Annotated in this window: 8 protein-coding genes; 4 read left to right on the forward strand and 4 right to left on the reverse strand. The window is 50.8% G+C overall.

Annotation, left to right across the window (positions count from 1 at the left end; all coding sequences use genetic code 11):
* Window positions 1–83 precede the first annotated feature (83 nt).
* Window positions 84–1,517, reverse strand: a complete 1,434-nt coding sequence (creD, locus tag ACFOE0_RS01265) for a cell envelope integrity protein CreD (RefSeq protein ID WP_248936603.1) — start codon at window positions 1,515–1,517, stop codon at window positions 84–86.
* Window positions 1,518–1,734: 217 nt separating this feature from the next.
* On the opposite strand from creD, the gene ACFOE0_RS01270 reads away from it, so the two are divergent.
* The 4 genes from ACFOE0_RS01270 to ACFOE0_RS01285 all read left to right on the forward strand — a co-directional run bounded on the left by ACFOE0_RS01270 (window position 1,735) and on the right by ACFOE0_RS01285 (window position 16,613).
* A complete protein-coding gene (locus ACFOE0_RS01270) occupies window positions 1,735–2,148 on the forward strand; it encodes a PaaI family thioesterase (RefSeq protein ID WP_248936604.1) in 414 nt (137 codons plus the stop codon).
* Between the two features lie 2 nt (window positions 2,149–2,150).
* A complete protein-coding gene (locus tag ACFOE0_RS01275; RefSeq protein WP_248936605.1) occupies window positions 2,151–4,844 on the forward strand; it encodes a DEAD/DEAH box helicase in 2,694 nt (897 codons plus the stop codon).
* A 213-nt stretch (window positions 4,845–5,057) separates the two neighbouring features.
* A complete protein-coding gene (locus ACFOE0_RS01280) occupies window positions 5,058–11,252 on the forward strand; it encodes an Ig-like domain-containing protein (protein WP_248936606.1) in 6,195 nt (2,064 codons plus the stop codon).
* Between the two features lie 84 nt (window positions 11,253–11,336).
* Window positions 11,337–16,613 carry a tandem-95 repeat protein gene (locus tag ACFOE0_RS01285; protein ID WP_248936607.1) on the forward strand — a complete coding sequence of 1,759 codons (5,277 nt, stop codon included), beginning with the start codon at window positions 11,337–11,339 and terminating at the stop codon, window positions 16,611–16,613.
* Window positions 16,614–16,623: 10 nt separating this feature from the next.
* On the opposite strand, the gene ACFOE0_RS01290 is transcribed toward ACFOE0_RS01285, so the two are convergent.
* From ACFOE0_RS01290 to ACFOE0_RS01300, 3 genes are read right to left on the reverse strand one after another with little or no spacing between them, the layout of a single operon-like run.
* Entirely contained in the window at window positions 16,624–17,088 is a 465-nt protein-coding gene (locus ACFOE0_RS01290) for an HIT family protein (protein WP_248936608.1), read from the reverse strand.
* Window positions 17,078–18,667 carry an amino acid adenylation domain-containing protein gene (locus tag ACFOE0_RS01295; RefSeq protein WP_248936609.1) on the reverse strand — a complete coding sequence of 530 codons (1,590 nt, stop codon included), beginning with the start codon at window positions 18,665–18,667 and terminating at the stop codon, window positions 17,078–17,080. Before ACFOE0_RS01295 ends, ACFOE0_RS01290 begins: the two co-directional genes overlap by 11 nt.
* A complete protein-coding gene (locus ACFOE0_RS01300) occupies window positions 18,655–20,709 on the reverse strand; it encodes an alpha/beta fold hydrolase (protein ID WP_248936610.1) in 2,055 nt (684 codons plus the stop codon). Before ACFOE0_RS01300 ends, ACFOE0_RS01295 begins: the two co-directional genes overlap by 13 nt.

A 20,709-nucleotide genomic window follows, 5' to 3' on the forward strand; every position in this document is an offset into this window, starting at 1 on the left:
TTAACGTTCGGGGCGAAAAAAGCCGGCATTCCAAAGGGGATGCCGGCGCCTTCAACACAACCAAAGGCAAGGGATAGGATGGGTTACCCGGCCTCAGACTGACGCCGGGTGAGATACATGAGTGTCAGCAGTACTGCAACCAACAGGCCGCTGCCCATCAGCAATGCATAGTCTTCCAGCCGCAGAATTGAAAACAGCAGGGCATACAGACCCAACAACATGGCCAACATAACGACGCCTTTATTGCGACTGCCAGTGGCGCTGGCAACATAGGCGGGAATACTCAGCACGGGCACGCTGGCCGCAGCCATATAAGCGATGGCGAAGCTCAGATGCTCAGACAGGGCCAGCAGTAACAGGTAAAAGAGGGTCATTGCCGCGCCTACCATCATGTACTGCAGTGGAGACAGGCGCTGCCCCTGGCCCAGTTCAAACATCAGCAACACGATAAACGTCAGAGCGACAAACAGCAGACCATATTTCATTGCGCGGTCGATCTTGCCGTAATGGGTTGCTGGCTCGAACAGCTGGGTTCCAGCATTGGCCTCATCCAGATTCTTGCCGCTGGAATCCCGGAAAATCTGTGGATAGTTACGGCTCAGGTGAGTGATGTCCCAGGAGGCAGAAAATCCCTGCTCATCTATATTCCTGGCGGTGGGCAAAATACCGTTGAAGCTGGGATGCGGCCAGTCAGTGGTTAACTCGAATACTGAACTTTCTCCCAGAGGCAGGAAACTGATGCCCTGTGAGCCCCGTAATTGCATTTTGAAATCCAAAGTAAACGGGGTTGCCCCTGTCATGCCCGCCAGCGGGCGATGGAATCCTCGACTTAAAGCAGGCGTGGCGAGTCCTGTACCTGACTGCAGGCTGTCCTGGGGTTCTAGCCCTTCACCGCTGACATCGAAGTTCTCCACTGTATCGATGGATTTATTGGCTGATAGTCCGAATACCAGGCGTGCTGACTCAAAATCATAGGCTTCAAGGTTGGGCATTTGTGGCAAGTCAAAATCAAATTTTGCCTGACCTGTGATATTGCTGCGATAGACCAAAGAGCGATATATACCGCGGTCCCTGAAGTCGTGAGTCAGTTTGGCGTCTATGTTTAACTGCTTTGGCAAAATCAGCAGTTCATCCCGCATTAACGTTCTGGTTTCCCGTGGTTCCCCATCCCGGTTGGTACCCTTGGTAATCACCACATATTGATAGGGGAGCACCAGCACCGGACCTGCCAGTTGCTGTTTGCTGCCCCAGGTATGACCCATTTCGTAGACCACATTTTTATACAGTCCTTCACGTTCAGTGGTCATATCCCTGACCATGGTCAGGGGCACAATCGCTAACAGACAAAGCATAACCGCCAGTGTGCTTTTGAGTATGAGTGAACTGCGGGCCTGATGAATTGGGTCATCTGAGTGACCATACATGCGTTTAAGCCCCATCTTGACCAGCACAAATGCGCCAAAACCCAATCCTGCCAACAGTACCAGTGCCAGCAGCCCAAATATGATGTCTCCCATAAGTCTTCCCTGTTGTTAAATCGTAGTGATGTATTGAATCAAAGGGGATCGCAGATAGGGGGGCAGACCAGTGATCAATTGTGGCGAAAATCGGGCAATCGCTGAGGTTGTATTACCCAAAAGTAGAGGTTTTTTGATGGCAGCCAACCTGTTGTGCCTTGAGCCTGCTGTGGTAACTTGAGCCGACAAAAAGGAAAACAGGAATGGATAACATCAAATGGCAGATAAGCAGGCGCTTGAGCAGTTTTTCAGGGATGAGTTCCCCCAAGCCAACTTCAGCATTGAAGCGGTAGGCGATCGCCATGCGCAGATCAGAAAGCAGATAGGCTTTGAGCATTTGCGGCCAGGTGGCACGGTATCAGGCCCTTTGTTGATGGAGGTTGCTGATGCTGCTCTTTATGTCGCGATTCTGGGGGAAATTGGCCTGGTTGCAATGGCGGTAACCCCCAACCTGAACATCAATTTCCTGAGTAAGCCTGCTGCCGATAGAGATATTCTCGCCAATTGTAGCTTGCTGAAAGTGGGTAAAACTCAAATCGTCGGCGAAGTGACAATTTACTCTGAAGGTAAGACTGAGCCGGTTGTTCATGCTGTTGCCACTTATGCTATTCCACTCTCCGAGGGGCGTTGATTGTGCAACCAACTCCAATTAACGCTTTTCTTGGCTACTATGGTGACTGTTACAGGGAGGACTGTGTTGACCTTAACCTGTGGAATCTCAGCAAGCTTGCCAAAACCGACTGCCTGTTTATTGAGGGCGAAGATCAACTGCTGACAGGCTTTCTGCCGAGACAGGCTCTGGCCCCGGATGAGGCCGAGCTGATGTCGCAAAGGGTCGAGCGATATCAAAGAGAAAGGGTGTTGCTGTACGTCTCTCACTTTGTGGTGGGTAAGGTTGAAGATAATGGCGAGAGGAGAACCCTGTTCAGTCCCCTGGTATACAGTGAAGCGCTGTTGGAACAGGATAGCGATGAGTGGTTTGCCAGCTTTAAAGAGGCAGGACTGAGCCTGAATGAGCCTTTACTCAGGATGCTGTTGCCTGAGGAATCTGCTGCCGGGTTGCTTGCATCCATTACCGCGCCCGAGAGTGCTGCCACATGGACCGCCTTGTTGAAAAAGCACAGTCAACATGAGTTGGAAGCGTTGGAACTATTGTCCTTTCCCAGATTGGTGGGGCTGGAACAACTGAAGCGTAAAGCCAGGGCGAACACTTTGACAGTATTGCCGGCTTCGGCCCTGGTACTGATCGAGCGCCCGTTGAGCAGCAGAGGCATATTGCATGAGCTCGCCTCAATGGAAGATGCGGCTGAGCTGTCTAAACCCTTACTGTGCCTGACGGGGCGAGCTGGTCCCCAATCTCCAAAAGTCACGCCCAAAAGCCGCTACCTGCCCTGCCTTTTGTCCCATGCGCAACAGCAGGTATTGGAGATAGCTGCGAATCAGCATCTTGGATTGGTTGTTGGTCCGCCGGGTACGGGGAAAAGCTATACCATCGCGGCCGTGGCTGCAGAGCATATGGCGAGAGGGAAGTCGGTGTTGGTGGTGGCCAACAATGAACATGCCCTTGATGTTATTAATGACAAACTCAAGGCCCAGTTTGGACTTGGTGATATCTGTTTAAGGGCGGGGCAGAAGGCCTTTCTTAAACAACTCAAGGATTATATCGACGGCCTGCTCAGCGGCATGGTCCAACATGAGCATGAGTGCTCAGCCTCTGAGCTGGAAAGCCAGTTGGAGAGTATTAACCGCACCCTGGAAAAAGATGAGCGCAGTTTACTGAAGCGTTTGGGGCAGGCGATACGGCGCGGGCAGAGGTTGCAGCGCTTGGAAAGCTCAGGCCCTGCGTGGTTGAAAGCACTGTATCTTGCGCTGTTTGGGCAGTCGATGGCCAGGTTACAGCGGGAATGGCAGGTGTTGGAGGAGTACAACAATAAACTGGTCAGCAAAGAGAGCCTGGCGGCGGCATTTTTGCTGGCGGCCAAATCTGAGCAGGTACAAAAGCTGCTGGATAATGACCGAAGCCACCTCAATACATTTAATAAAGCTATTCGCTCGCGCAGTTCCCAAAGGCAATTTGAACTGTTTGCCAACCTGGATTATCAGGTGTTGCAGCAGGCGTTTCCGGTTTGGCTGGTGAGCTTGAATACCCTGCACAGAGTGCTGCCTTTGCAGCGGGAACTGTTTGATTTGGTGATATTTGATGAAGCTACCCAGAGCAACATCACCAGCGCTCTTCCAGCATTGTTTCGGGCCCGGCGGGCGCTGGTGGTCGGCGACGGCAAGCAATTACGACATATCTCCTTTTTATCCAGAGCCAAAGAGCAGGAACTGCAATCTCTGCATAGTGTGACTCCCGCCATGGCTGGTATCACCAGCTATCGTAATGCCTCAATACTCGATCTGTTTTCAGATGAGCTGGTGTCGCAGCAAGAGGTGGCATTTCTGGATGAGCATTTCCGCAGTGCGCCTGAGCTGATCCACTTCAGCAATCAGACCTTCTATCAGGGCAAACTCAGAGTTATGCAGCATAAGCCCTGTACCAGCAGTGGTCACCTGCATCTGCATTCAGTTGGCGGTGAACGTGATGCCAAAGGCGTCAATCAGATCGAGGTTAATGCCGTCATCTGTAAACTCAGTGAGTTGATTGAGGATTGTGAATCCCGGGATGTGGTGAAATCTATCGGGCTACTGTCGCCATTTCGGGCTCAGGCTGACGCTTTGAATGATGCAATCGGCGAGCAGTTTTCTCCCTCTCAGCAATTGAAGTATCAGTTGCGGGCCGCGACGCCATTTGGTTTTCAGGGAGAGGAGCGGGATATTATGTTGCTCTCCTTTGGTCTGGATAACAGTGCCAAACGTGCTGCCGTATATTTAAACCGGGAAGATGTCTTTAATGTCGCCATTACCCGTGCGAGAGAGCAGCAACACCTGTTTATCTCTTTTGATGCCGCTTTGCTGCCTGCCACAGCTCTAATCAGACGCTATCTGGATTCAGTATCCGACTTTGCTGCCAGTCACAGCCAAAATGAGCTGGTGGATGAGTTTCAACTGGCGGTGGTGGATGCCTTACGGGAAAGAGGTGTAGAGACCTGGACCGGCTATGAAGTCGCAGGCACTGAAATCGATATTCTGTGCCGCCAACATGGTCGCTATCTGGCGTTGGACCTGATTGGTTACCCCGGCCCCTGGGAGCAGTTTTTTGAACTCAATAGCTACAGCATTCTGAGGCGTGCCGGCGTTCAGGTTATTCCCATCGGTTATGGATTATGGAGGACTCGTCCGCAGGTCTGTATCGACAGGATCCTCACATTACTGCAAACCCCTTGATGCTCCCAGACCAAACAATTTCTTGCTTCTGAAACAAAGATACTCTGGTTTCTGCACCAAAGCCCCAACCTCTGCCTCAGCTAATTTCGACTACACTTAAGGGATTGAAATGGAATTTGCCTGACTGAAGGTCATTAGGGTTGTGGCGTTATATTTTGGGGATGCCAACCCGGTAAATGACCCAGCTTTTCACTCCTTATCGAGGAATTGTGGATGCTGAGTAATGCAATAAAGTTCTGTTTCAGGGCGTTGTTATTGTTGATGGCAGGGGTTCAGCTTGGTGAGGTACGGGCTGAGGGTACCTACCAAATGGACGCCACCGCTCCTCAGCATCTGGAAACAGATACCTTGCTGTTTATTCATGTAGATTCCGCCAGTAAATACATCCGTGTGCATCTATGCCGGGAGTATTATCAAAGCGGTCCTGTGTATGCAGATATTTACTCTACGAGTCTGGTAAACGGTAAATATGTCAAAAATACCAAGTTGGCTGATTTGAGCTCTACTCAGGGGAATATCAGTTGCTCTGATGATATGACCAGCGCCCTTCCAGCTACCCCTGCCAGCGGCGAAGCTATGCAATATCAGGTCAGTAGTGCAGGTGTTTATGCGGTCGACTTCACCGATATCTCTGATAACTTTGAGCGCTGGGATGTTTCTGTGGTGGCCAATGCCAGCGATTCCGTAGATCCCACAGCCAGCGATGGCAATCTGTTTTCTTATCTGTGGCGTTTTGATACCCCTTGGTACACAGAGCCTTATGCATCAGATACCAAGCTGTATGTGTTAACACCGGGAGGCTATAGCAACACCAATTATGTATGGGCGGTAGATTTACAGGGATTCGCGGGGGATATCTATAAGTTTCAGGCCAGTGATATAGGTTTGAATTGGCCTGATAGCGGAAGAAGTGCTTCGCTATACACTGCTACTATCAGCGAAAAATATCCAACCTATTTGAGCTACCCTACAGGAGCCAGTCCATCTTCTTCACCCTCCACCGCACCTGCGTTAACCGGGACTGCCAGCTTTACCGACAGCGCGGGCAATGACAACGAATTTACCCCCAACGGCGATACGATTGAAGATACGGGAACTTTCTCGTTTACCCCCAACGCAACAGGGACATATGCCATCAGCGTAGCGGCTTTCGGCGGCAGCTATGAACAGGTGATGGTCGGCTCCATGACTGAGAACGTTCAGGTCAATGCCGTCTGGGATGGTAAAGACCGTGACGGTAACGCCATGGTCCCAGCCAAATACGATGTGAAAGTCACTCTCAAGTTGGGGGAAATGCATTTCGTGGTAAAGGATGTGGAAACCAGTGGTGGCGGTTCCAATGATGGTTTAACTCTGCTGCAGGCCACAAACAGCTCCACTTTGGTGGGAACTCAGGTGTATTGGGATGATACGGGGATCGGTGGCTCAGGTAACCTGCCAAACGGTGTGCTTTCCAGCACTGCAACTACAGGTACACACCGACATACCTGGGGGGACTTTACTTCGACCAGCTACGCAGACCTTATGTATGTAGACACCTATACCTGGGGCCAGACCAGTGACTTCAGTACAGAGTTGATATATGTGAATCCGGCTGCACCCACTATTACCTCCAATGGTGGTGGGCAGGAAGCAAGCATAGAGGTTAACGAAGGGACGACTCTGGTGACAAACGTTGTTGCCACCGGGGGAAGTGGCTCCTATACCTACTCAATTTTTGGTGATGATGCCGCTCTTTTCAGTATCTCAGCATCGGGTCAGCTGACCTTTAACTCCGCGCCTGATTATGGTTCTCCCGCCGATGCAGACACGGATAATTTTTATCATCTTTATGTTCGAGTCGATGGAGGCGGTACTCTGGAGTATATTCATCAGGAGTTGACCATTGAGGTGAACAACCTGCCGGTTGCTGATGCGCAGAGTGTGTCGGTAACAGAAGATGTTGCCAGGGCGATTACGCTTACATCCTCCGATTCAGATGGCGATACGCTGACATACAGTATTGTCAGCTCTCCTTCTGATGGCGCTCTCAGTGGGACATTGCCCAATATCACCTATACCCCTGATGCTGACTTTAATGGCGCTGACAGTTTCACCTTTAAAGTGAATGATGGCTTTACCGACTCCAATACTGCCACAGTGTCCCTGACGGTCGCCGCAGTAAATGACCTGCCTACGGCCAATGCTCAGAGCGTAACCGTCACAGAGGACATTGCCAAAGCCATTACCCTGAGTGGCGCAGATGTGGATGGTGACAGCCTGACTTACAGCCTGGTGAGCTCGCCTTCAAACGGTGTGTTAACCGGCACTATCCCCAATCTCAGTTATACCCCGAATGCAGATTACAACGGCGCTGACAGCTTCACTTTTAAGGTGAATGACGGCACAGGTGACTCGGGCACGGCAACCGTGTCTATTACGGTTAACGCTGTTAATGATGCGCCCGTTGCTGATGCGCAAAGTGTGGCGGTAACTGAGGATATCTCCAAGAGCATCACCCTGACAGGCAGCGATACCGAGGGGAGCAGTTTGACTTACAGTATTGTCAACTCTCCTTCTGATGGCGCTCTCAGTGGGACATTGCCCAATATTACCTATACCCCTGATGCTGACTTTAATGGCGCTGACAGCTTTACCTTTAAAGTGAATGACGGTGGACTGGACTCAGCGACGGTGACTGTTTCTCTGACTGTAGAGGCGGTGAACGACTTGCCTACGGCCAATGCCCAGAGCGTAACTGTCACCGAGGACATTGCCAAAGCCATTACCCTGAGTGGCGCAGATGTGGATGGTGACAGTCTGACCTACAGCCTGGTGAGCTCGCCTTCAAACGGTGTGTTAACCGGCACTATCCCCAATCTCAGTTATACCCCGAATGCAGATTACAACGGCGCTGACAGCTTCACTTTTAAGGTGAATGACGGCACAGGTGACTCGGGCACGGCAACTGTGTCCATTACGGTTAACGCTGTAAATGATGCGCCTGTTGCTGACGCCCAAAGTGTGGCGGTAACTGAGGATATTTCAAAGGGGATCACCCTGACAGGCAGCGATACCGAGGGAAGCAGTCTGACATACAGTATTGTCAGCTCACCTTCCAATGGCTCAGTCAGTGGCACGCCACCGAATATCAGTTACAGTCCCAACGCCAATTTCAACGGCTCAGACAGCTTTACCTTTAAAGTAAATGACGGTGGACTGGACTCACCGACGGCGACGGTTTCTCTGACTGTAGCGGCGGTGAACGACCTGCCTACGGCCAATGCTCAGAGCGTAACCGTCACCGAGGACATTGCCAAAGCCATTACCCTGAGTGGCGCAGATGTGGATGGTGACGGCCTGACCTACAATCTGGTGAGTTCGCCTTCAAACGGTGTGTTAACCGGCACTATCCCCAATCTCAGTTATACCCCTAATGCAGATTACAACGGCGCTGACAGCTTCACTTTTAAGGTGAATGACGGCACAGGTGACTCGGGCACGGCAACTGTGTCTATTACGGTTAACGCTGTTAATGATGCGCCCGTTGCTGACGCTCAAAGTGTGGCGGTAACTGAGGATATCTCTAAGAGCATCACCCTGACGGGTAGCGATACCGAGGGAAGCAGTCTGGGCTATTTTATCTCTCCGCCATCCAACGGGGCATTGAGCGGTGGTGCACGTGTTTCGGGCGGAAGATTTTACACATCAACTGGTGCTATTACTTACACACCAGATGCCAATTTTAATGGCATAGACAGTTTTACTTTTGTTGTGAATGACGGCACTGAGGACTCTGCTGCGGCAACAGTGACCCTGACGATTGCGGCGGTGAACGACCTGCCTACGGCCAATGCTCAGAGCGTAACCGTCACCGAGGACATTACCAAAGCCATTACCCTGAGTGGCGCAGATGTGGATGGTGACAGCCTGACCTACAGCCTGGTGAGCTCGCCTTCAAATGGTGTGTTAACCGGCACTATCCCCAACTTCAGCTATACCCCGAGTGCAGATTACAACGGCGCTGACAGCTTCAGCTTTAAAGTGAATGATGGCAGCGGGGATTCAAATACGGCAATGATTACCATCAACGTCGTGGAAAAGAATGATGCACCAGTGGCCAACAGCCAGACGCTGGAGCTGGTTCAGGGCACTGCTGTCGCTATTCTGTTGGGGGCCTCTGACCCAGAGGGGCAATCACTAAGCTATCTCCTGACCTCTTACCCTGAGCAGGGAGTGTTATCCGGAAGTGAAGCCAACCTGACCTACACACCTGATGCCGATTTTTCGGGGAGCGACAGTTTCAACTTTATTGCGAATGACGGTGAGTTGGACTCCAACACGGCAGTGGTGACCCTGGTTGTACTGGGTGATCTTGATGGTGACGGGATCCCCGATGAGCAGGATGCGGACGATGATGGCGATGGTATTGACGATCTGACCGAGGGAACCGGGGACAGTGATGGTGATGGCATACCTGACTACCGGGACACTGACTCAGATAATGACGGTATTCCTGATGGGGAAGAAGGTATTGCTGATACAGATGGTGATGGGACGCCGGACTATTTGGATAGCAGTGTCGATGAAGACCATGATGGTATTCCTGACATATTGGAGGGAACGGATGACCCTGATGGCGATGGATTACCCAGCTATCTGGATAACGACGATGATAATGATGGTTTGCTCGACAGCTATGAAGCGGGGTTAACAGGTAACGACAGTGACGGTGACGGGATCGATGACCTGTTTGATATCGATGTGACCAAAGGTGTGGACAACAATGCCGACGGTATAGACGATGCCGCTGAGCTCAGGGATTCAGATGCGGATGGCATTCCTGACTATCTGGATGTGGATTCAGATAATGACCTTATCCCGGACAATATTGAAGCTACGCTGGTGCGCATCGACACCGACTCCGATGGTATTGGCGATCCCTATGACGTGGATTTCACTCTGGGGCAGGACTCAGATGGAGACGGTATTGATGACAGATTTGATATCGATCTGACAGGATATTTGGATGCTGATCAGGATGGTATCTGTGATACCCAGATGCTTGAAAAGGATACTGATCTTGATGGTGTGGCAGATTTCCTGGATCAGGATGTGGACAATGATGGCGTGATTGATACTGCAGAAGTCCTGATTCCCGGGGGGGCTGGAGGTTCGCTGGTTGGATGGGCGCAAGTCGGTCAGCTTACAGATGAGATACAGCTGCTGGATCAGGATGGAGACGGTGTTCCCGATCTGAAAGACTTGGATAGTGACAACGACGGCATTATGGATGTGGTGGAGGCGGGAGGCCTTGATATCAATGAAGATGGGTTGGCAGATGCCGGTAATGAGCTGATCCTGATTCCTGCTGACACAGATGCAGATGGCATTCCTGATATAGCTGATCTCGACAGTGATAATGATGGTGTTGCCGACATCAGAGAGACCCCGGCGTATCTGCTGGACCTTAATGATGATGGGCGGATTGATTTCTCAGCTGATTTGGACGCCGATGGCATTGATGATGCCTGGGATAATGCCCCTGGCCAGTTTGGTACCGCAGTTTCGGTGGACCCAGATGGCGATGGTATCCCTATAGGTTTGGATAAAGACAACGACAATGACGGCCTGAGTGATTTGCAGGAGGGCACGGGTGACTGGGATCAGGACAATGTCGCGGACTATCTGGACAGAGACAGTGACAATGACGGTCTGTCAGACACTTTTGAGAACGGGCTGCCGCCGGCATTGGCTCTGGATACAGACCTTGATGGGATAGATGATGCCTGGGATATAGATGCTGTTGGGGGCTTGGATGATGATGGTGATGGCATTGCCGATAGGTTCAAGCCACTTGATACCGATGCTGATGGTTCACCAAATCAGATAGATATAGACAGTGATGGTGACACGCTTCCCGATTGGGTTGAGCAGGTGATTACTGAATTGTCTGGCACGGACACTAACCTTAATGGCGTTGATGATGCGATTGACGTTTTGGTTACGCAGGGTGCCGATACAGATTTTGATGGCATTGATGACGACTCTATTGCAGCAGGAGCAGCCAATGATATGGGAGATGTCGATCAGGATGGAATTCTGAATTTTATAGATCTGGACAGTGATGGCGATGGCATACCGGATGAAGAGGAGGGGGAACAAGATACAGACCGCGATGGTTCACCCGATTATCTGGATATTGACTCAGACAACGACGGTATTTTGGATAGAGATGAGAATACTGATGCTAATGGTGATGGGATTAGGGATTGTTTACAGGCAGAAAGTAGCAAAAAGGGAAAGTATGACTCGGGAGGGGCAGTTTTCGCAGTTGTTATAATTTTGCTTTTACTTCTTGGGAGCCGGAGAGTTAGCAGAAATACCACCCGCTTTCTAAGCTTAAGGAGTAGAACAGGGGGGGCATAGGGTTAGTAGCATGGTTCAATCTACAGTGATGTCATTTTTAATCCTCATGATCACCTGAACTCCGATACATAGTGTGGGAAAAGAATGGTTAGGATTGCTACGCGAAAAACATCGACCCGCCTGTTTGCCGTGTTTGCTACGATAGTGGCTTACTCTCACCTTCTCCCTTTGTCACACGCAACAGACTATTCTGACGCCGGAGCTGTTGCTACGGGCTATACAGGTCCCACTTCGGAGGCCTCCAAACTGGAGGGATTTGGTACCACAACCCCGGATGATACTGCCTACCTTGGTGCTGTTCAGTCTGATGGCAGTTATACCCTGGTATGGCGTGCATGGGATATTTATGGCGAGAATAAGGTTGCTTTACAGAAGTTCAATGCAGATGGAACACAGAGTGGCAGTGCGCTAACACTTGGCTCAAGAGATAAAATAGAGTCTCCTCAGATTATTCAGTTAAATGATGATGGAGACCTTCTGGTCACCTGGACTGGATACAACAACTCCGCCACTTTGAATACTCACTCCTATGCTCAGGTTGTTTACGCGGATCCCAGCGCCCATGGCGGAGCGACTGTCGGTCCTGAAATTGATCTGGGTAGTTCAGCCTTGAGAAGCGTTACTTCGGCTCACTCAGGAACAACAAGTGTCATTGTTTGGGCCAATAGCTTTAATCTGTATATGCAACCTCTTGACGAGAATGGCGATAAAGTCGGGGGGGCTCAGGTTATTGGAGCTATTTCTGCCAATACCAATGGTTACCCCATCGAGGCTAAAGCCGAAGTTACCGTGCTGGACAATGGTAATTACGTGGTTTCCTGGGCTCAGGGGGCGACCAGTACCGCTACCAATACTGTATTGCTGTCTTCCAGCGCTCAGAAAATTGGCAACACTCAGACTCTGAATATTGGTGGTACAGATGGCGTTGGCGATTATGAAACCAATGTCGTCAGCATAGGAAGCGATGACTTATATGCCATAGTTGGAGCAAGTGGTGGTGTAGTTAAAATGGCCTTGGTTGATGGTACTACCAATGTTCCCGAAGCCAATTCAACGCAAACACTATCTCTTGCAGGCACCAGCTCCAATGACATGCCTTCAATTGCAGCAGTAGGCTCCGCAGGGGAGTTTGTTGTTATATGGCGGGGCATAGAATCTTCTCAGTGGCATACTTATATCCAGCATTTTGATGCAGACGGAGTAAAAGACATTCCCGTAGGCAAGTTTATGGCCAGTGGTGGTCATGGGCCGGGAAAAGTGGTTGGGGTTGGCAGTGAGGGAGACTATGTCATTGCCTGGGCGAGTGTCACTGGGGGGAATTACGATGTGCATACCCAGAAATATAATGTGGACGGCAGCCTGGATGGTCCACAGCTCACATATGAAGGGGAAAACGCATCAGTCAATACACTGGGCTTTGATATCGAGGCGGTAGGAGATGATGGTGCCTACATTATTTCATACGTTGGACAGGACTCTGCGGCTAACGGCAGTGACCAGAGTGTCTATCTTGCCCGCGTAGACGCAAGCGGTAACAAAATCCTGAGTTATGTGGCGGGCGGCTCCGGAGACTTTGATATAACGACCAACCTGAATCTAATCTCAGGTTATTACATTGCAACCTACAGTACAGGGTCTTTGGTTGCCAATGGCAGTGCCTATGCATCCGGCAGCCAGATTCCTGTGATTGATTGGCAAAACGTAAAGCTAAATAATGCTGAAGGCGCATTATACGATCTGGTTGTTACCGCGACCTTTCCAGTCACGATAAATGAAGATTCTATTCTCTATATTCACTCGTCCGGCTTGTTGGCTGATGGATATAGTCAGTCCCTCTTTTCAGTGCAAAACCCTGCTCAGGGGAGTGCTGTACTTAACGGTGAACTCATCACTTACACGCCGGTCAGCCACTACTATGGAGCAGATAGTTTTACTTTTAAAATCAGCAATAATACTGCTGATACCTATTCGGGAACTGTTCTTCTCAATATCGACTCAGTTAATGACCAACCTGTTGCAAACGCACAAAGCGTGACTGTAACTGAAGATATAAGCTCTGGTGTTACCCTGACAGGTACTGACATAGAGGGCAGCAGTTTGAGCTACAGCATCGTCAGCTCTCCTGCCAGTGGAGTTTTGAGCGGCACCCCACCCAATCTTACTTATACAGCCAATGCGGATTTTAACGGCGCAGATAGCTTCACTTTTAAGGTTAACGATGGAGCGCTGGACTCGACAGCTGCTACAGTGTCACTGACAGTGAATGCGGTAAATGACCTGCCCACTGCCATCCGCCAAAGCGTGACGGTGACTGAGGACATAACTAAAGCCATTACTTTGAATGGTACCGATGTAGATGGTGATAGTCTGACTTACAGTCTGGTGAGTTCGCCTTCAAACGGTGTGTTAACCGGCACTATCCCCAATCTCAGTTATACCCCTAACGCGGATTACAACGGCGCTGACAGCTTCACTTTTAAGGTGAATGACGGCACAGGTGACTCGGGCACAGCAATTGTGTCCATTACGGTTAACGCCGTAAATGATGCGCCTGTTGCTGACGCGCAAAGTGTGGCGGTAACAGAAGATGTTGCCCGGGTGATTACGCTTACATCCTCCGATTCAGATGGCGATACGCTGACATACAGTATTGTCAGCTCTCCTGCTGATGGGACTCTCAGTGGGACATTGCCCAATATTACCTATACCCCTGATGCTGACTTTAATGGCGCTGACAGCTTTACCTTTAAGGTGAATGACGGCACTGAGGACTCTGCTGCGGCAACAGTGACCCTGACGATTGCAGCAGTGAACGACCTGCCTACGGCCAATGCTCAGAGCGTAACCGTCACCGAGGACATTGCCAAAGCCATTACCCTGAGTGGCGCAGATGTGGATGGTGACAACCTGACCTACAGCCTGGTGAGCTCGCCTTCAAACGGGGTGTTAACCGGCACTATCCCCAACTTCAGCTATACCCCTAATGCAGATTACAACGGCGCTGACAGCTTCAGCTTTAAAGTGAATGATGGCAGCGGAGATTCAAATACGGCAATGATTAGCATCAACGTCGTGGAAAAGAATGATGCGCCAGTGGCCAACAGCCAGACGCTGGAGCTGGTTCAGGGCACTGCTGTCGATATTCTGTTGGGGGCCTCGGATCCAGAGGGGCAATCACTAAGCTATCTCCTGACCTCTTACCCTGAGCAGGGAGTATTATCCGGAAGTGAAGCCAACCTGACCTACACACCTGATGCCAACTTTTCGGGGAGCGACAGTTTCAACTTTATTGCGAATGACGGTGAGTTGGACTCCAACACGGCAGTGGTGACCTTGGTTGTACTGGGTGATCTTGATGGTGACGGGATCCCGGATAATCAGGATGCGGATGATGATGGCGATGGTATTGACGATCTGACCGAGGGAACCGGGGACAGTGATGGTGATGGCATACCCGACTATCGGGATACTGACTCAGACAATGACGGTATTCCGGACGAAAAGGAGGGGCTGACCGACTCTGATGGTGATGGGATTCCAGACTATCTGGATATCAGTTTGGACGAAGACAGAGATGGCATTCCAGACATTATTGAGGGGCCGCAGGACTGGGATAAAGATGGCGTTGCCAATTACCTGGATATTGACTCAGATAATGATGGTTTACTGGATGGCTATGAAGCTGATTTAAGTGGCATAGATGCAGATGCTGACGGCATTGATGATCGGTTGGATACTGATCAAACCTTGGGCGTCGATGTTAATGGGGATGGAATTGACGACAATGTGACAGCCCGGGACTCAGATAAGGACGGTTCTCCTGACTATCTGGATACAGACTCAGATGATGACAGGATTTCTGATTACCTTGAAGCCAGCAGTGCCAGGTTGGATGCAGATGGAGATGGTATTGCTGACCCATATGATACAGATAACACCCTGGGGCAGGATCTGGACACGGATGGGATAGATGACAGCTTTGACATCGATTATACCGGCTTTCTGGATGCGGATTTGGACGGCATCAGTGATACCCACATGCGTGAGCAGGATACAGACTCTGATGGCTTGCAGGATTATCGGGACCTGGACGCTGATAATGACGGACTGATAGATACAGCGGAAGCTGCTGGCAGGGCTGACGGGAAAATGACTGTTCTACTGCAGGGTGAAATCCATATGCGAGACAGTGATGGTGATGGTATTGCCGATCACCGGGACTTGGACAGTGACAATGATGGTATTCCTGATGTGGTAGAAGCTGGTGGAGTGGATATTAATCAGGATGGTCTGGTCGACGCAGCCAATGGACTGATCGTCTTCCCCCTTGATTCCGATTCTGATGGCGTTCACGACTTTTATGATCTGGATAGTGATAATGACGGCATTTTTGACATTGTTTCAATCTCTGCTCACTTGCTGGATGACAATACAGATGGGCGCATAGACCAGTCTGCAGACCGGGACTTTGATGGCATTGATGACGCCTGGGACAATGCCCCCGATAGGTTTGGCACTGCTGCAGCGACTGATCCTGATGGTGATGGTGTTCCCATTGCGCTGGATCTGGACAATGACAATGATGGGCTGTCCGATCTTGTTGAAGGCCTGGAAGACACTGATCAGGACAATGTGCCAGATTATTTGGACCGGGACAGTGACAACGATGGGCTGTCAGATACCTTTGATAATCGATTACCGTCTGCATTGGGTTTAGATTCCGACCTGGATGGAATCGATGATGCCTGGGATATTGATGCTGTCGGGGGCCTTGATGATGATAACGATGGTATCGCAGATAGATTTAAGCCCCAGGATACAAATGAAAACGGTACATCAAATCAGAGAGATATCGATACAGATGGCGACACCATTCCTGACTCAGTCGAACAGTTGCTGGCGGATTTAGCTGGTATCGACGCTAATTTGAACGGAGTGGATGACGCAATCGATGTTCTGATAACCCTGGGGGAGGACGTTGATCAGGATGGAATAGATGATGATGCCGTTGCTGCAGGGACTATCAGCGATATGGGAGACGTTGATCAGGATGGGATCCTGAACTTTATGGATCTGGATAGCGATGGCGACTGTATCCCTGATCAGATTGAAGGCATCGACGATACGGACCGTGATGGGATCCCAAACTTTCTAGATCCGGACTCTGATAATGATGGAATTCCTGATGAGGATGAGAATGACGATGCCAACAATGATGGTATTAATGACAGGTTGCAAGTGTATCGTTATCCCCCGCATGAACTTAGAGTTGACTACGGCTCTGGCTCCTTGAATTGGTCCTGGGTAGTGGGAATATTTGTACTGATAGGGTGGAGACGGCGCCAAATAACGCTTCGATAACACGCAAAAACTAAATCAATTCTTTATCTATGGCATCGAGCCAAAGACTCTGTACCTGTTTCAAGGAAGAGGCTTTACCCAAAGAGCTAAATGGATTGAAAAAGCGGGTGAGCAGGCGCCAGTAAAAGCCCAGGGTATCGCCCTTGCGTCTCGGAATTATATGCACATGAACGTGAGCGATATGCTGACCTGACGCGGGTCCATTGTTGATGATGATATTGGTATCTGTGATATCCGGCATGACGCGGGTAATCACGGTGCTTAACTGGTTGGTGAGCGCCAACAGCTCGCGGCTTTCTTCCGGTGGAAGGCTACCCAGATGAGCCTGATGGCTGCGACTGATAATCAACAGATGCCCTGCGGTGATGGGATTGATATCCAGCACCACTTTAAAGCCTGAGCCGGTTAACAGCTCATGGTGAGGCAAATCATCACTGTTGATTTGGCACAGGATACAGGGCTTTTCAGATGTCATGGGTTTGATCCATCTCCCGGGCAATTGTCAGCAGGGCGTGGCGATCGGTTTTGCCATTGGCATTGAGGGGAAACTCTGCCAGACAAGATGCTCTGTCAGGGACCATGTAGTCCGGCAGTTGTTGGCGACAGCAATTCAATACCTCCAGTTCAGTTAACCCTGTATCCAGATAAAAGGCAATCAAGCCCAACACTTCTCCGTCTTCTCCCAGTGGATAAGGTGTCACAGTTATCCTGGCAATATCAGTAATTCTGGAAATTGCTGTTTCAATCTCCTGCAGTTCAACCCGGTAGCCCCTGATTTTGATTTGATGATCCATTCTGCCGTGGAAATGCAGGTCTCCAACTTTGTCTTTGTGTACCAGATCCCCTGTCAGGTACGCTGTGCATGGGTTCTGGTTTGCTGCCTGCAATTTGATAAAACTCTTTGCTGTGGTGGTGTCATCTTGCCAATAGCCGGTTGCAATCTGAGGGCCGATTAACGCCAGCTGCCCCGTTTCCCCATTTGCCACTGGCCGGTTATTGTCGTCGACAACCTCAACCCTGTTGGCACCGAAGGGTTTGCCGATAGGTACAATTTGAAGCTGACTGTGGGCCACCGGATTCACCCTCTGACGGGTGAAGGCAATGGTGGCTTCAGTCGGACCATACAAATTATCCATCAGAGTATTGGGCGCCAGCGTCAGCCAATCGAGCGCCAGGCGCGCAGGCAGAGCCTCGCCACACAGCAGGGTGTAACGCAGGGACGGCAGTGACAGCTGGTGGAACTGTTGTTTCAATACTGCCTGAGCATGACTTATCAGCGAGGGGACAGAGAACCAGACTGTCAGTCGGTGTTTGCGGGCGAAATGGATTGGCATTAAACGGGCGAACTCATCAGCAGCGTACAAGCATCCGCCGGAGGTCCAGCACACCAGTAAGTCATGGATGGACAGATCGAAGGTGAACTCGAAAAACTGACTGTGTCTGTCGTACTCGTTGAAGTCATAAAGTCTGTGGATATGGTTCAGATAGCTCAGCAGGTTCTGCTCAGATACAGGCACTCCCTTGGGTTGACCTGTGCTGCCGGAGGTAAACATCAGGTATGCAGGGCTGGCCTCAGGTGCAGGGCCTGAGCCTGAGTGGGAGGGGAAACCTGCTGCTGAGAGGCTGCTTCGGGTTATCAGGCTGTGATTCCCGGTATCCAGCTCAATATGTTCACTGCACATTATCTTAAGCTGTGTATCTATATGGGGCAGCAGACTCTTCAGCCTGTCGGCACACTCTGGGTCGACCAGCAGCATAGTACTGCCACTGCGTTGTACTATGCTGGCCAGTTTGCTGTCGGGGAAACTGTCATTGAGGGGGATGTATGTTGCACCCGATAGAAAGCAGGCCAGTATGGCGCTGAAACCTTCAAAGCTCTTTTTCGCCAGTACCAGTACGCCGTTTTCCGGTTGCATCCGCTGCAGTCTCGAGGCCGTGCTTTCTGCACTGGAAAACAGGTCGCTGTAACTGTAGTGACGACTGCTTGCCCACAGCGCTGGCCGCTCGGCATAGCGCTGGGCACAGAGTCGAAGCGCCTGGATCAGTTCTGACATAATATCGGCTCGTCGTGGGGCTGACTGCGTATGGCAAACTCCGCCAGCATCTCAGCGATTCCGGCATCATAGTATTGGGCGAAGTGGCCGGCGTCGCTGAGCATAACCAGCTCTCCTCTGGGCAGACGGTTGGCCAGCGCTCTGGCAAGTTCGGGATGAGTGACTTCATCCTGTTCACAGCCCAGTACCATCACCGGGGCCTTGATACCCCGGGTAAAGGCATCTTCCCGCTCGTTGAACATGGTGTGCATCATATTGGCATACCGATACAAAGACTCTGCATTGCGAAACGGCATACTGGTCATATAGAGCAGATGAGGATCTGTACTTGTGAGCACTGAATCGATGGCCTTTTCATCTGCTTTATCAGCATCGAGGTTGCCGTAGATTAACTGGCAATAGAACTCTGCCATTCGGCGGTTGGCGCTGATTTTGGGCAGCAGAGACTTAAGGTTCTCTTCAAATTGACTCACAGGCAGGTCTGGCTGACGAAGTGAAACGCCGCCATTGAGTAAGATTCCGCAGCTTAATCTGTGGGGATATTCATGCAGGGCTCGCAGACAGGTCTGGACGCCACTGCTCCACCCTGTGATAGCGGCCGTTGGCAGACTGAACTCATCCATAATGGCAATCACATCTTTGGCGTGGGTCAGTGAGTTGCATTTATCCGCTTCAAACTCTCTGGTCAGTGCCGGTACCCAGCGGGTATCCCAGGTGAGTACGAAGTGGGATTTGCTGAGTCTGCGTGCCAAAGGGGTAACAAAATCCACCGGCATACCATAGGCGTTGGCGATAATGATGGCGGGATTGTCCGGCGATCCCAGGCTGTGAACCGTCAGTACCTCATCATCCCAACTGCTGATTTGATGACGACGCATTTGTTGGCCTTTGGCCTGGGCGTCCAGCTCATCGGCGAACAGGCGAATAAAGTTCTCTATGCTGGACAATGTCATGGGTTTATGGGGAGGAAGCGCCCGGTCAAACCGTTTGATGGTGCCGTAATAGCCCTCATAAAAGCGGGTTTTACTGTCGAACAGAGATTCAAAGGATGAGACTTTCCCCTCACGCTCGACAACCAGTTCCATACAGTCGAGGCCATTGTGCTGCTCACACAGTTTGATGACATCAAACACCTTGATATCCCGGGAGTTCACCGAGTGATAAACCTGCTGATCACCAAAGTTGATTGATCTGAGATAGAGCAAATCCAGCACTACCTGATCCACAGGAATAAAGTTGCCTACAGCCTCTGGATGTCCGACTAATCTGAGCTTGCGCTTTACCTGAGACAGGGTGTCGCGCATCTGGTGCATTTCCTGGAACAGACCATAGAGACCAAAGCGGGTGCCGCCACTGCACTGGGTTAATTCGGGCCCCAGAATAATGGCGGGGCGAACTATGGTGCAGTCAATACCTCTGGCTTGGGTGTAGCTGCTGATCAGTTGCTCCGCTGCCCATTTACTCTGTTCGTAATAATTGGTGAATCCCAGGCTGTCACTGTGCAGTGCCTCCGGAATGATTCCGCTCTGCTTACCGGCTGTGTAGGCGGTGGAGATGTAAATAAAACGCCTGGCCGCGATTTGACTGCAGAGGGTGAGCAGATGCTCTGTGCCCCGGATATTGGTCGCGTCTATTTTGTCCTTGTCTTCCCAGCGAAAAGACAGGCTGGCAGCAAAGTGCCAAATTTCACCGATCCCGGCTTGCCTCAGGTTCTGCAACTGGGATGGCTCCAGACCCAGTCCGGGTTGTTTCAGATCCCCCCGCACGCAGATCAGGCGTTCATTCAGTATTGATTCGGGAATATCTGGCAGATTGTAGCTGTGGGCGCAGGCTGACAGGTTGGCACAGACTCTGGCTCGGGCCTGAGCATCATCTTCCCCTCTGGCAAGCACGTACACTTTGCCCTGGGTATGGAGTTTCCAATAGAGGTAATGGCCGCCGAGAAACCCTGTGGCACCGGTTATAAAAATGGCATCAGCCTTGTCATAAAGGGGAAGTTTCAGAATATCCAGCATACCCCTGGGTTGATTTGCATTGTCCAT

The organism is Shewanella submarina, assembly GCF_042646185.1.
Lineage (GTDB): Bacteria > Pseudomonadota > Gammaproteobacteria > Enterobacterales > Shewanellaceae > Shewanella > Shewanella corallii.